This window comes from Stenotrophomonas sp. GL_101 (assembly GCF_057835675.1).
Map to the genome: position 1 here is coordinate 4,544,827 of NZ_CM174432.1, position 14,363 is coordinate 4,559,189.

General features: G+C 64.2%; 12 protein-coding genes. 2 read left to right on the plus strand and 10 right to left on the minus strand.

The genetic code is table 11. The annotated features are described in order from the left end of the window. Nucleotides 1-29: 29 nt before the first annotated feature. The 10 genes from AC3IR9_RS20005 to AC3IR9_RS20050 form a co-directional block, all read right to left on the minus strand. Entirely contained in the window at nucleotides 30-296 is a 267-nt protein-coding gene (locus AC3IR9_RS20005) for a hypothetical protein (RefSeq protein WP_489292952.1), read from the minus strand. Next, nucleotides 293-1,513 carry an ISL3 family transposase gene (locus AC3IR9_RS20010; RefSeq protein ID WP_489291085.1) on the minus strand — a complete coding sequence of 407 codons (1,221 nt, stop codon included), beginning with the start codon at nucleotides 1,511-1,513 and terminating at the stop codon, nucleotides 293-295. Before AC3IR9_RS20010 ends, AC3IR9_RS20005 begins: the two co-directional genes overlap by 4 nt. A gap of 24 nt (nucleotides 1,514-1,537) precedes the next feature. Then, on the minus strand, nucleotides 1,538-2,224 hold the full coding sequence (locus AC3IR9_RS20015; protein ID WP_489292953.1) for a hypothetical protein: 687 nt from the start codon (nucleotides 2,222-2,224) through the stop codon (nucleotides 1,538-1,540). A 79-nt stretch (nucleotides 2,225-2,303) separates the two neighbouring features. Continuing rightward, complete coding sequence (locus AC3IR9_RS20020) at nucleotides 2,304-3,185, minus strand: DUF6708 domain-containing protein (protein WP_489292955.1); 882 nt, start codon at nucleotides 3,183-3,185, stop codon at nucleotides 2,304-2,306. A 116-nt stretch (nucleotides 3,186-3,301) separates the two neighbouring features. Continuing rightward, nucleotides 3,302-6,028 carry a T6SS effector BTH_I2691 family protein gene (locus AC3IR9_RS20025; protein WP_489292956.1) on the minus strand — a complete coding sequence of 909 codons (2,727 nt, stop codon included), beginning with the start codon at nucleotides 6,026-6,028 and terminating at the stop codon, nucleotides 3,302-3,304. Continuing rightward, on the minus strand, nucleotides 6,025-6,873 hold the full coding sequence (locus tag AC3IR9_RS20030) for a DUF4123 domain-containing protein (RefSeq protein ID WP_489292958.1): 849 nt from the start codon (nucleotides 6,871-6,873) through the stop codon (nucleotides 6,025-6,027). Before AC3IR9_RS20030 ends, AC3IR9_RS20025 begins: the two co-directional genes overlap by 4 nt. A gap of 238 nt (nucleotides 6,874-7,111) precedes the next feature. After that, on the minus strand, nucleotides 7,112-8,296 hold the full coding sequence (locus AC3IR9_RS20035) for an ABC transporter permease (RefSeq protein ID WP_489292960.1): 1,185 nt from the start codon (nucleotides 8,294-8,296) through the stop codon (nucleotides 7,112-7,114). After that, complete coding sequence (locus AC3IR9_RS20040) at nucleotides 8,293-9,039, minus strand: ABC transporter ATP-binding protein (RefSeq protein ID WP_489292961.1); 747 nt, start codon at nucleotides 9,037-9,039, stop codon at nucleotides 8,293-8,295. The genes AC3IR9_RS20035 and AC3IR9_RS20040 overlap by 4 nt, the downstream gene beginning before the upstream one ends. After that, nucleotides 9,036-10,547, minus strand: a complete 1,512-nt coding sequence (locus tag AC3IR9_RS20045; RefSeq protein WP_489292963.1) for an alpha/beta hydrolase — start codon at nucleotides 10,545-10,547, stop codon at nucleotides 9,036-9,038. Before AC3IR9_RS20045 ends, AC3IR9_RS20040 begins: the two co-directional genes overlap by 4 nt. A gap of 132 nt (nucleotides 10,548-10,679) precedes the next feature. Continuing rightward, the gene (locus AC3IR9_RS20050) at nucleotides 10,680-11,849 is read right to left on the minus strand and encodes a GGDEF domain-containing protein (RefSeq protein ID WP_489292964.1); all 1,170 of its coding nucleotides are present in this window, start codon (nucleotides 11,847-11,849) and stop codon (nucleotides 10,680-10,682) included. A gap of 267 nt (nucleotides 11,850-12,116) precedes the next feature. On the opposite strand from AC3IR9_RS20050, the gene AC3IR9_RS20055 reads away from it, so the two are divergent. Then, nucleotides 12,117-13,277: a lytic polysaccharide monooxygenase auxiliary activity family 9 protein gene (locus AC3IR9_RS20055; protein WP_489292966.1), complete on the plus strand. Its 1,161-nt coding sequence runs from the start codon at nucleotides 12,117-12,119 to the stop codon at nucleotides 13,275-13,277. Between the two features lie 409 nt (nucleotides 13,278-13,686). Further along, on the plus strand, nucleotides 13,687-14,352 hold the full coding sequence (locus tag AC3IR9_RS20060; RefSeq protein WP_489292968.1) for a response regulator transcription factor: 666 nt from the start codon (nucleotides 13,687-13,689) through the stop codon (nucleotides 14,350-14,352). Nucleotides 14,353-14,363 lie beyond the last annotated feature (11 nt).

The window sequence follows — 14,363 nt, forward strand, 5'->3', positions numbered from 1 at the left end:
AATGAAACGCGGGTACCACCCCGTCAACATCAGACCGCCCTCAGCAGCTTAAGTTGTCGGACTTGAATATCCATCCCTTCAAAAACCCCGCGTTCGTTTTTTCCGAAGTACATGGATTTATCCAACCATTTTTGAACTTCACTTGGCTTCAGCCAGGCCACCGCAACAGTAACCACGATTGAGATAAGTAGCATGACTATTGCGGCGGGCACAGCCCACGCCATCATGATCATGATGCTTGAAGCGAATGCGAGAGCGCCACTCACAACCATTACAACACCATATGTTTGGTTCATCGCGGAATACCGGGGAACGCTGCACGGATTTTCAGGAAGAAGTACTCCTGATCCCGATAGCCGTAGGCCCGGCGTTTGATGACCTTGATGGTGTTGTTGATGCCTTCGACGATGCTGGTATTGAGGCGGTGTCGGCAACGCGACACGATCCCATGCAGATAGGCTTTGAGCCGTTGTGCAAACAGCGCCAAGGCGGCGATTCCGCTGCGCTGGGCCTGCTCCAGCCACTGGTTCCAAGCCTTCCTGGCCCATCCGGGATGGCGGTAAAACCACAGTCGCTTGAGCTCATCACGCATCAGATAGGTGGTGAGGAGCGGTTGATTTGCTTCCAGCAGCTCATCCAGCCGCACCGTCTGATGCCGGTCCAGGTTGCTGCGATTGCGCAGTAGCAGCCATCGGCTGGATTTGATGACACGGCGCGCAGGCTTGTCGTGCCGGAGCTTGTTGGCCTGGTCCACGCGAACCCGGTCGATCACTTCGCGACCGTACTTGGCCACCACATGGAACAAGTCGAAGACGATCTCGGCATTGGGACAGTTGGCCCGGATCTCCACTTCATAGGCCGTCGTCATGTCGATCGCCACGGCGCGCAATTGCTCGGAAACGCCCGGGGGAAGCTGCTCAAAAAAGGCACGCGCCGTATCGCGGGAGCGCCCGTTGCCCAGCCAAAGTACCTGGCGACTGATCGGATCCACCACGACCGTTGCATAGCGGTGACCCTTGTGCAGCGCAAATTCGTCCATCGCCAGGTAGTGGATCTGGCTCCAGTCCGGGGCTTGGACAGACTCACGCAACAAGGCTTTATCCAGTGCCTTGACCGTATGCCAGCCCAACTGGAAAAAGCGTGCCACGGCCAGGATATTGCTGGATACCAGCAACTGGCTGACCGCTTCGGCCAGCCGGTCAGTGACCCGCTGGTAGCGGCCAAGCCAGCTCAACTTCTCCAGGCGCGGCCCAGCGCACTGGGGGCACCAGACGCGCCGTCGCGGCACCACCAGCGCAACGCGCAATGCCATCAGGGGCAGATCGCGTACCCGGCGCACCGTCGTCTCGTGCACTTGCCGGCATCGGCTCCCGCAGTGCTCGCAATGCATCGTGCGGGCCGTGGGTTTGAGGTAGATAGTGACGGTCCGGCTGTCGCCTTCCGGCCAGGCGATCCGCTCCACCCGGTAGCCTTCCCAGCCACCCAGCCTCTCAATCGTCTTCCGATCCAGCATGACCTGACCCCTGAGGCCCTGATTTCAGGCTTCAAGGGTAACGGGAGCCGGCAAAAGCTCCACGCTATTCCGCGATGAACCATATGTTTTGCTCAACGAGTAGTTCACGGAACCCTCGTAGATCGCCAACGCACCGACGAACATCCCCGCCACTCCACTCAATAGGCGCCCGGTCGAGTGAACGACAGCAGATCGGGTACTGGCACGAAACATCCACCTCCCCATCGGCTCCGCCAGCTTTTGCGACAACCAGGGCAGGTTCATGCCCATCTCACCGACAATCATCGCCATGTCGCCCACCAGCGCAATTACACCTGCCGCAAAATTTGCCTTCAGCAACCCACGCCCTTCCACCGGTGCCGTCATAACCTGCCTGTTCAACTCCCCGAGGCTGGCGGCCATCAACACCAGCCCGGCAATGCCATACCCGTAGGAACTTCTGTTCAACCGGGACACCGTGGTACGCATTGCGTCATGCAGGTCGAGCGCCGTCAATGTCCCTTGCAGATGCATCTGTCGCGCCGAGCCGGTGATCACGGCCTTGGCGTTGAGGGCCTTGAACAGCTTCAGCTGATCGCTGTCCACCAGAGCTACCATGCCGAACTTGAATCGACCGCCCTCCATCGCCACGCCGGAGGAATAAATCACCCCCGATGCGGCGGCACTGACCTGATGCGCGCTGTTCAACCCGGCGCGCGCGGCCAGCGTCATTGCCAGTGCCCTTCGCGCACGTTTGGGGTGGTGTACCCGGTGTTGCAGTGACTGATCGCGTAAGTAGAGGGTCTTTTACTTACCGCCACATCTGCCGGTCGAAATGCCGCTGCCTGGCGCGCTCGTGGATCGCCGGATCGCTGGCGAATTCAGCCATGAACCGTGGCTCGGGAAGTACATAGGGATCGTCGGGCGCTACGGCGCACTCCGCTTCGATGTCGGGTGGGAACACCGGCCTACGGCAGGTTCTGAAGGTGAGCCAGCGGCTCAGGGTCAGTGCGCCATAGACCGGGAACAGCAGATTGTGCCGCAACGGAAACAGTGCCGTGCCCATCATCAGGCACACCAGCATCCAGTGATTTCGGAAGGTGGGACGCGTGGACAACGTGATGACACAATCCAATGGATCGTCGAAACAATGCTCCGGCCCATCCTGCATGTAGCGGCAGATCAAGGCCCATTCCTCGCGGATGTCGTCATCGTGGTCCCAGAAGTGACCGATGGTAAAGGTCTGCTGTACCTGACGATTGCGGTCGAGCAGATGGCAGCGGAGATCACGCAGGTTGGGGTCTTTGCTGCCGCGACCGATGTGGAAGAATGCATAGGGTGATCCCCATGGCACGGTGACGACGCCACCGGTTCGGTTGTGACGGAAGAAGTAAATCTTGCGGGTGATGCGATTGAAGCGTACGGGATAGTGGGTGTACTCAAATAGATCCTTGCGCAAGTGGATGACCCAAAGAAATGCGCATGACCCACCGGAGCAAACGACAAGCATAATAATCAGCATGATTGTTTCTGAAACATCACCCGAAATAAACTCAATTAACACTGCCATCGCAAAAAACCCAACGAACAGCGCAGATACCCCAAACGACACTGACAGAGCAGTGACAGCCATTCCCTTGATTTTGAATGTTCTTTCGACAAATTCAACATACGTCGAGTTGAACTTGTTCATTCCAAAACCATCGTCAGCCATGCTATCGCGGCAGCTCCCCACTTCCAAATGTGCACTTAGCTCGTCCACCTCCAGACCTCTTCCCAGATCGAACGCTGGGTACCAGCCAGTGAGCATCAGTGCACCCTGATCTTATTGAGCTCAGATGTCTGAACATCCATGCTTGGAAAGGACCCACTTTTGTTCGAGCCAAAGTGCACGACCTTGTCGAGCCAGCGCTCAATTTCATCTGGCTTGAACCAAGCCACGACTATGGTCACCGCCGCCGCAATAAGCATCAGCACTATGGCCACGGGTACGGCCCATCCCATGAGCATAATGAAAGCGGAGAATGCAGTTGCGAGTCCAGCAGCAATCATGAAGCCACCATAGACTTTGCCCAAGGGTAAATCATTGAATCCCTCAAGCACCGTAAGTCCGCCAACCACGATTCCGGCCGCGCCACTGAGGAGTTGTCCTCCTGCCCGCAGCACTGCAGCCCTGGTAGCCGCTTTGTACATCCACCGCCCCATCGGTTCGGCCAGTGTCTTCGATAGCCACGGCAGCTTCGCGCCAACCTCGCCAAGTAGCATTGCTGAGTCCCCTACAAGCGCCGCCACGCCTGCCGCGAAGTTGGCCTTCAGCAGGCCACGCCCTTCCACCGGCGCCTTCATGATCTGCTTGTTTAGCTCGCCCAGGCTGGCCGACATCAGCACCAGCCCGGCAATTCCGTAGCCGTAAGAACTTCGGTGCAGGCCGGACACATTGGTTCGCATGGCATCATGCAGGCCCAGTGCGCTCAGCGTGCGCTGTAGATGCGCTTGGCGTGCAGCCCCGGTACTCACTGCCTTGGCGTTGAGCGCCTTGAACAGCTTCAGTTGGTCGTCGTCCACCAAGGCCACCATGCCGAACTTGAATCGACCGCCTTCCATCGTCACGCCGGAGGAAGAAATCGCCCCCGATGCGGCGGCACTGACCTGATGCGCGCTGTTCAATCCGGCGCGCGCGGCCAGCGTCATTGCCAGTGCCTTTCGCGCACGTTTGGGGGTGGTGTACCCGGTCAGGTCCACCAATTGGCTGCCTGGCGAAGCCGACTGCGCGATGGCGGTCAGCAGACCCACCTGCCAGCGTGCCGGCAGGCGGCCGCTTTGGGCGGCGACCATTCGGCCCACTTCATTGCCCACCATCCGGGTTACCGGCCCGGACAACTGTTCCAGCAGGCGTGCGCTGCCCTGGAACATGCCGCCGAGGCGGCCCGCATCCGGGCTGTCCAGCATTCCCTTGAACGCGCTGGACAGCCCGTTGGCCGCGACCATCCAGTCACGCGCTTCTGGTCCCGAGGACGTCTGCGCCAACGTCTCCTTCCACAGCGTGATCAGCGCGTCCTGGTTCCACACCTGCGCCCGCAGCAGGATCGCTTCGGGATCCAGCGGGTCATCGTTCTCCAGACGCTCCAATACGTACTGAAAGACCGTGCCGCGCGAGGTGGCATCCTGCAGCAGCGCAGTCACTGTTTCCTGGTACAGCACGCCAAGGGTGGTGCTGGTACTGTCGAAATTGCAGACCATGTGCTGTTTGAACGCGGCCGCAGACAGCCACGCGATGTAGGCATCGTCCAGTTCGGCCACATGGTTGCGGTAGAAAGCACCCTGCTCGGCGACATACGTCTCCTTGAGCCAGCGTGCATAGGCATCACCGTCGCGCAGGTGCTCGCGGTATTTCTTCCACGACTCCTTACCGAGCCGGAGCACTTCGTCCTCGTCCTCCACCGCAAAGACGTCGTCGCCCCACAGCGGCAGCGAGCGGCTCATCGTCTTTGCCGCGCCCCTCCCGCCCAGCGTGGCAACCACGGCGCGCCCCACCATTGCATTATTGAGCCGCCGGTACTTCTCGTCTTCCAGCGCCCCGTGCTGGATGGCTTGCTTCAGTGCGGTAATGGCCGCCGCCGATTGCCGCTTCTCAGCCCGTTCCGGCTCGTTTTCCCATTCCAGCAGACGCGCCACCGCCAACTGGTTGAGGTCGGAAATGATGCCGATGGGATCATTCAACGCCACCAGCGCCGGGCCCACCGCCAGCGGATGACCCGGGCGTTGCTGGTGCGCGGCCAGTCGCACCTGGGCCCGCAGCAGATCCACCTGCGGCTGCGCAAAGCCGCTGGGGGCAGCCAGGCTGTGCTCGAACGTGTGCAGCGGTGTGACGTTGACCCGAGGCAGGTCGCTGATGCCCGGCGTCCCGGCCCTGATCGCGTAGCCGTCGGCCAAGTGGAATTCAGCAACCTGGTCCAAGGCGTCGTACACGCTGGCCATGTGCGGCTGCGGCCTGCCGCTCGCCCGCCAGGCGGCCACGTCGATACGGCGCATGTTGCGCCTGCGGAAGTCGTCCTCCTGGTGACGTTCCCATACCTTGACCGTCCACGGTACCGCGCTGTAGGTCAACCACAGGGTGGTTGCCCATTTCGCATCCGGCACGATGATGCATTTTGAAAGCATCGCACGATCGTGTCGCGAGCAGCTGGCCGGTACGTTGTCGTTCTGTGGCGGTGGTGTCGCGTCGCGGATGTCGAAGGGGCTGAGGTCACCGTGGTCGTTGACCTGCCACGCCAGCCACTCGTCACGAGCCTCATTGAACGCATACACGTAACCACCGCGCAGCAGTCGCAGGGTGTAGTGCGCCTGTGCGGCAGGCAGAGCGATGTCCTCAACCCCTGCCCCAAACGGCGCCTGCAGCACGGGCGCCGGCCGCGCCACGTCCTCATCACTGCGGCACACGGCGTAGCGCGCCAGCAGAAGCGGAAACCCGAACTGGATGCAGTGGGGGCAATAGGCGTCATCGGCGGCGGCCTCGCCGGAGACGGGCGCGTTCATGCCGCTACCGCCGCCCGGACCGCGGCCGGCGCCAGCCTGCAGGCCATCGCATAGGTCATCCCATCGCGCTGCAACAGGTTCAAGCGCGCCACCACCTCGGGCCGGTGGCAAAACCGGTCACCATGGACAAGGCGCTGGCGCGCGTACAGGGACAGATCCTTGACGTCAGCGATGCCGGCGCTGCGCGCTTCCAGCACGCCGTCTACCAAGCTGCGCACGTGACCGGGGCCGACGTTCTGGCGGGCATGGGCCAGCTCGCGCAGGCACCCGTTGAGCACGCCAAGCTGCGACAGTTCCTGCCACTGGCCGGGCTGCAGCATCAGACCGAAAGGCGCCCTCCCGGTTGGCCGAAGATGGGTACGCCAGGTGCCGCCCAGCGGCTCATGCCAGGTCCATGCCTGCACCGGCCCCATCACATGCGCCATCTGCGCCGGGCTCAACAGCCAGCGCAGGTGGCGGAACACCCGCGGGTCGTGCATGCGGAACAACACGCGGCCCTTGCCTGGTCGCCACAGCCCCATCGCATGCCGCAGGTGCCCGCGTAGGCGCGGCGCATCCTCGCAGGCCAGCAAGGTGCAGAACAGAGGGCGCCCGCGCTCGCGCAGGTGGGCGTCGGCGCGGTCCAGCAACGCCAGGCGCTGCTCCCACGACAATGCCTCCAGTGGCAACAGCAAGGGCGGCTGGCGCAGGCACCCCTTCAGCTCGGTGGGGTCGAGCACCTGGGTGGGCAGGTCGGCGAATTCCGCAGCTGCCACCTGGGTCGGGTCGATGATTGCGTGGGTCTGCGCGAGGAACGTGCGGTGGCCCATGTCGATGGGCGCGGTGACGGGCGAATCCAGGTCCATTGGATGTCTGCGGGGTGTAGTCACGTAAGGCTACGAGCGACACCACACGACGATGAAGAGGCAAAACCGACATCGCGCGGCATGAATCACACTTCGTCAATTGCAATTTATGGAGCCGTCTTCCAACTTCAATTGAAACTCGCTATTACGAGCACTGCTTTCTGGCATGGCGCTATCCATGCATGGCGTGGATCTACGCAGGGGGCGCGACGGCTTGGTTACCACCGCGCCTTCCGCTTCAGCCGGAAATCGCCAACCGCTCCTGATGATAACGACGCACCGCCGCATACCACAGCACCGCCGCCAACCCGAACCCGGCCACCAGGTACACGCCCCACATCTGCGCGCTGATGTGCTCGTGGCGGATGATCTTCAGCAGCATCTGGTTCTGCGCCAGGAACGGCACCGCGAACTGCCACAGCTCGCTCTTCAGCGGGTACACCATCAGCGCGTAACCGGGCAGCATCGGCAGCAGCATCAGCCAGGTCATGTGGCTCTGGGCTTCCTTCATGCTCTTGGCCGCGGCCGACAGGAAGGTCAGCAGCGAGGTGCCGATGAACAGCATCGGCAGCATGATCAGCAGCATCTGCAGCATCGGCAGGAAACCCATGTTGAGTTGCCGCGCCGCGCCGCTGCTGGAGAGCTGCGCACTGAGTTTGAACGCCAGTAACGTCAGCAGCAGCGAACCCATGCCGACCACGCAGGCGGCGGCGATCTTGCCACTGACGATCGCGCTGCGCGGTGCCGGGGTGGCCAGCAACGGCTCCAGCGACTGCCGCTCGCGCTCACCGGCGGTGGTGTCCATCACCAGGTAGGCGCCGCCGAGGAACGAGGTGATGGTCAGCAGCACCGGCAGCAACACCGACAACATCACGCCCCGTTTTGCCTCGGCGGTGGCCAGGTCCTGGGTCGCCAGGTCCAGCGGCCGTGCGACCTGGGCATCCACGCCACGGGCCAGCAGGCGAAGCGCGCCGACCTGCTGGTTGTAAGCGCCCAGCGCGGTCTTCAGGCGCAGGGTGGGAATGTCGGCGGCACGCCGGGTGCTGTCCTGCACGATCTCCACCAGCGCCGGACGACCGTCGGCCCAGTCCTTGCCGAAGTCCGGGCTGATCCGCAACGCGACGTCGATCTGCTGGTCGCGGATGGCAGCGGTGAGGTCGGTGGGCGCGTCCACCGCGTTGAGCCCCTGCGCGGCCAGGAAGCGCACCAGGTTGGGTGCGTTCTCGCGGCCGATGGTGGCGATGTCCAGTGGATTGTCGATCTGGGTCTTGACCCGGCTTTCGGCCAGCTTGCCCATGCCCAGGATCAGGATCGGGTACAGCAGCGGGCCCAGCAGCAGGGTCAGCGCCAGCGTGCGGCGATCGCGCGACAGGTCGCGCAGTTCCTTGCGCAGGACGGTAAGCAACGTAGCGAACGAACTCATGCGTGCAATCCTTCTTCCGAACCGATCACCTTGACGAAGGCATCTTCCAGGTTGTCTTCCCCGGTCTGTGCGCGCAGCTCATCGGCGCTGCCGGCGGCCATCACCGTGCCATGGGCGATGATCACGATGCGATCGCACAGCGCCGCCACCTCCTGCATGATGTGGCTGGAGAAGATCACGCAGCGACCTTCTTCGCGCAGGCCACGCAGGAAGCCACGCAGCGCGCGCGTGGTCATCACGTCCAGGCCGTTGGTGGGCTCGTCGAGGATCACGTTGCGCGGGTCGTGCACCAGCGCGCGGGCGATGGCGGTCTTGGTGCGCTGGCCCTGCGAGAAACCGTCGGCCTGGCGGTCCAGGATGTCTTCCATGTCCAGCGCCTGGGAAAGCACCTGGGTACGGTCGCGGATCTGCGCGGCGCTCATGCCGTGCAGCTGGCCGAAGTAGGCGATGTTCTCGCGGGCGGTCAGCCGCTTGTAGACGCCGCGCGCATCGGGCAGCACGCCGAGCCGGCGACGTACCGCCACCGCGTCGAGCGAGGCGTCGATGCCGTCGACCATCACCCGGCCCTGGTCGGGGGTCATCAGCGTGTACAGCATGCGCATGGTGGTGGTCTTGCCGGCACCGTTGGGACCAAGCAGGCCGGTGATCTGGCCATCCTCGGCGTGGAAGCCGACGTTCTCGACCGCCTTGATCAGCCCGGTCTTGGTCTTGAAGGCCTTGTGCAGGTTCTCAGCGAGGATCATGGTGCCCATCCGTTGAACGAGGTGAAGGCCGGCACCGGGCTCAGCGAGTCCAGGCAGCGGGCATCGAGCGATCTGGCATCGGCGCTGTCCATGAACTGGCCCAGCAGGCGCGGCATGCAGCCGGCGTTGAGGGTGCCGTGGCCCTGGCCCTTGGCGACGATGTGGCGGCCGTTGGGCAGGGTCTTGAGGACCTGTTCGGCATAGCGCGGCGGGGTGACCGGGTCGAACTGGCCAGACAGCAGCAGCACCGGCAGGTCGCTTTTCAGCGGCGCGGTGAAATCCTTCGGCCGGGTGCCGACCTTCCAGCCCGGGCATGCGGCGAAGAACATGCGCGCCACTTCCGGACCAAGCAGGCGGTCGCTGGCAGCCGGTTCCTGGTACCGGTCGGCATCTTCGGCGCAGATCACCGACCATTGCATGCCCCGGTTCATCTGCACGCCCAGCGAGCGCCCGGCCATCTTGCTCAGCGACATCAGCGAGGCGTAGCGCCCCTGGGCGGCTTCGTCGAGCACCACCGGCAGCAGCGAGGACAACTCGGGCATGTAGGAGAACATGAAGGCCAGCCCGGTCACCGAGTCGGCGGTGAGCGTGTCACGCTTGGTTTCGGCGGTGCCGGGGTCGCGGTACTCCACCTCGACCGGGGCCTTGGCCAGCGCGGTCATCACGTTCTTCAGCTGGGTGCGGGTATCCACCGGGAAGCGCTTGGCACAGACCGGGTCCTTGCTGCACTGCGCCGCCTGCAGGTCGATGGCCGCTTCGAAGGTATTGGCGAAATCGCCACCGACCACCACATCGTTGGGGGCCACGCCGTCGATCACCACCGCGCGGGTGTGCTGCGGGTAGTGCGCGGCGTATTGCTGGGCCACGCGGGTGCCGTAGGAACCGCCGATCAGGTTGATCGTGTCCACGCCGAGGGCCGCACGCACCGTGTCGATATCGGCGATGGCCTGGGTGGTGGTGTAGAAGCGCGTATCGGCGCGGCTGGCCAGCGACCTGGCGCATTGCGCGGCGAAATCGGTGATCAGCTGGGTGGACGGGGTGGCGGTGTCATCGAGCACCATCTCCTTGCCGTCCGCGCCCAGGCAACTGAGCGGATTGGATTTGCCGGTACCGCGCTGGTCGACCAGGATGATGTCGCGCTGCTTGCGCACTTCGCGCAGCGCCAGGTTGATCACCGCAGCGACTTCGGTAGCGGCCTGGCCCGGCCCGCCCGCCAGGAAGAACACCGGGTCGCCCTTGCCCTGGCCTTCGTTGCTGGTTTCCAGCCAGGCGATGTTCAAGCCGATCTGGCGGCCGTTGGGTGCAGCGGGGTTTTCGGCCACCTGCAGGGTGGTGCACTGCGCTTCGAGGTTGTCGCTGGCCTGGGTGCTGGTCAACGTGCACGGCTTGAAGGTCAGTTGCCCGAACTGGCGTTGCGCACTCTGCGGTGCGGCATCCGGGGTGGCCTGGCAGGCAGCCAGCAGCAGCACGGCTGCCCCGGTCGCCAGGGGACGGCAGGAAAATCGCATGGTCGATCGCATCCTGGAGTGAAGGGTCTCAGCATGCCATGACGCGCGGCGAATCCGGATGTGACCGATGCTGCAGTGCGGTGGCCGCAGGCGACCTGCGCGCGGTTTTGCGCGGGCAGGCGTGGTGTCCGCTCAGGGCAGCAGGACCGCCGCCGCCCCCACGGTGCGGTCGCGGCCATCGGCCTTGGCCTGGTACAGCGCGGTGTCGGCGGCAGCCAACAGCGCCGACAGATCGGCCTGCCCCGCATCCACGGCCAGGCCGATGCTGGTGGTGACCGGCACCGGGACGCCACCCGGCCGCGCCGGCGTCTGCCGCAGTGCCGCGCGCAGGGATTCGGCGATGCGGCGCGCGGCCGGCATATCGGCGCCGGGCAGCAGCAGCACGAATTCCTCACCGCCATAACGGCCAAGCAGGTGCGCCTGGGTGGCCACGTTGCGTGCCAGCACCGTGGCGAAATGCTGCAGCACGCTATCGCCGGTGAGGTGTCCCCAGCGGTCGTTGATCTGTTTGAAGTGATCCACATCCAGCAGCAGCAACGCCAGCGGTTGCTGCTGGCGGCGGCACAGCTGCAGGCAGTGTTCGCCATCGGCCAGTACCGCGCTGCGGTTGAGCAGGCCGGTCAAGCCATCGATACGTGCCGCGCGGCGAAGGTCCACCAGCATCCGTTCGACCAGCAGCAGCACCAGCGCGAAACAGCGCGCCAGTTCCAGTACGACCCCGCCCAGGTAGGTGGCGAACATCGGCGTGCCGGTGCGCATGATGTCCTGGCCGGCATCGGGATGCACCGGCAGCCAGATCCGCACCAGGTACAGCAGCGCCTCGGCGGCGAAGATCACGGCGGCCAGGCGGCAACTGATGTGCTGGGCAGCCGGTGCATGGCGCAGCAGCAGCCATGCCATCCAGCCATTGATCAGCACCGCGAACACGCTGAACACGTCCAGCCGGATCGCCAGGCTCGGATACGGCACCAGGAACACCACAATGCCGGCCAGGAACGCGGCGGCCAACGCCAGCGGTTGCCACAGGGGCAGGTGCACGCCGAGGTGGCGGGTCACGCCGATCAGCATCAGCACGCCCGAGGCGGCGATGGCCGCATTGCCGAGCACGATCGCCGGTACCTGCGGCAGCTGGTCGCGCAACGCCAGCAAGGTCACGCTGAGGGCCAGCAACCACAGGCTGGCCGTCCACAGACGCAATACCGGTTGCCCACGCAGGACCAGCAGCAGCAGCGAAAAGCCCAGCGCGACCCCCAGGCACAGCAGGTAACCGAGCACCGCAACGGTAGGAAAATCCAGGGACATCGCGGCCTCGCGCCAGGGCGGCGGGCGCAGTTTAGCGCGCACGGCGCCGGGTACCGCATGCGCGGGCGCGGGCGTTGGCCCTCGCTTCTGGGATCGCCGCCGCACACCGCACTTGATCGCCATCCCAAGCTGGCACATCTGCGCCCCGTCCCAATCAGAACTTCCCTACCCGTGGTGATACTCGCTGCGTCGCACTGGTGGCGCAGGGTCCTGCGCGACGCCCGATCCACCGGCCAGGCAGCGACCACCCACTTCCCGGAGGCTTCCATGTTCGATCGCCCACCTTCGCACCCGCTCATCCTGTTGCTGGCCCTTGGCGGCCTTGCCAGCGCCGGTGCCGTCCACGCCCACGGCACCATGACCAAGCCGGTCAGCCGCGTCTATGCCTGTTTCCAGGGCAACCCTGAAAACCCGACCAACCCGGCCTGTGCGGCGGCCAAGGCCGAAGGCGGTTCGCAGGCGTTCTACGACTGGATGGGCATCAACCAGGCCAGCGCCAATGGCAATCATCAGGCGGTGGTTCCGGACGGCAAGCTGTGCAGCGGCAACAATCCCACCTTCCGCGGCCTGGATCTGAACCGCAGCGACTGGGTCAGCACCCCGATCCAGGCCAACGCCAACGGCCGGTATCTGTTCGAGTTCAAGGCACCGGCACCGCATGCCACCCGCGATTGGCAGTTCTTCGTCACCCCGGAGGGTTGGCAGCCGGGCACGCCGCTGCGCTGGGCGGACATGGAAAAGTTCTGCACGCTGGGCAATACCGCCCTCTCGCCCGACGGCACTTACAAGCTGGACTGCCCGTTGCCCAAGCGCACCGGCCCCCACGTGATCTACAACACCTGGCAGCGCTCGGACTCCACCGAGGCGTTCTACACCTGCATGGACGTGAAATTCGACGGCAACGGCGGCGGAACACCGCCCGCATGGCAGGATGCCGGTGCGCTGACCGCCCGCACCGACCTGCCAGTAGCCACCGAAGTCACCCTGCGGGTGTTCAACGCCGGGGGCGGCGATGCCGAGCGTATCTCCACCACGTTGGCCGCCGGCCAGACCTCGGCCGCGCAGTGGCCCCTGCAGCTGGCACGCCAGGTCAACGCGACGGCACGGCAGGCACGCATCGGAGTGATGCGCGATGGCGTGATCACGCCCATCGCTTCGGCCACGGCCAACCGGGTGTACCTTCTGCACGGGCTGACCCACCAGATCGACACCCGCCTGCCCGAGGTGGACCCGCCGGGCGGTGATTTCGACTTCGTGTACCCGGCCGGGATCGGTACCTACGTCCCCGGCCAGACCGTGGTGAAATCCAGCGACGGCAAGCTGTATGCCTGCCGGCCGTTCCCGGAAGGGGGCTGGTGCAACATCAAGGCCCCGGCCTACGTGCCCGGGGTCGGCTCGGCCTGGCGCGATGCCTGGATTCCGTACTGAGCAACCCGCACCACCGGGACCGGGCAGTGCCAGGTTCCGGTGGTGGATATCGGGCAGTCGCCTACTTGCTGCTGACGTAGAGAAGCTCAACCATAGTGATATGCAAGGGCGAGATTGCCTGGCAAACACTGACGAATAGCTAGCTGAGCGATCCTTCGCCGCAGTTCAGGCTGCGAGGTGTCTACGGAACCCTGGGCGATTCAAACACTCCCGGCATCCGACCCAGATTGGGCTTGGGCCTGCACAAATTGTTAGGGTTGGCTCTGGATCCGCCTGAGCACGAAACGGCGCACGTAAGCCCGATCAGCAGAACTCATTACAATACGCAACAGTATTGCAATTCGTGCGATACCGAATAATAGCAATGCCGTAAACTATTACAGGACCGTGCTCACGAACAGGGAGATTAATGCAGCCTCAGCTGATCAAACTACTCTCTGTACTGATCGTCGAAGACGATCCAGGATCGCGAGCACGCTTGACCGGCCTGGTACGAGCAGCGGCGGAACCGGACGCCCGCATCGAGTGTGTCGCCGATCTGCAGACCGCGCGCGCACGACTGAGCGCGCAGTCGTTCGCGTTGGCGCTGGTCGACGTTCAGTTGCCCGACGGCAGCGGCATTGACTTGGTCGCCTGGATGACGCGGCATGTGCCGAACGTGCAGAGCGTCATCGTATCGGCGTGGGCCGAAGAGGAGACAATTCTCGCCGCCCTGTGCAGCGGCGCGATCGGCTACTTGCTCAAGAGCAGCGACGACGATGAACTTCGCATCTCGCTGCGGAGCCTGCAACGCGGCGGCGCACCGATTGACCCCATGATCGCGCGCCGCATCCTCGAGCTGTTGCCACCCGCGACCAAGCCGCCGCAGGCGGTTTCAGGCGCTCAATTGTCCGAACGCGAACTCGAAATCCTGCGCATGGTCGCGCAAGGCTTCAGCAACCGGGAGATCGCCGGCCTGGTGAACCTGTCGCCGCTGACGGTCGAGTGCCACACCAAAAATATCTATCGGAAGCTTGCCGTCCACTCGCGCACCGCGGCGGTGTTCGAGGCGCGCGCGATGGGGCTCATGGATTGAGCACGCCATGA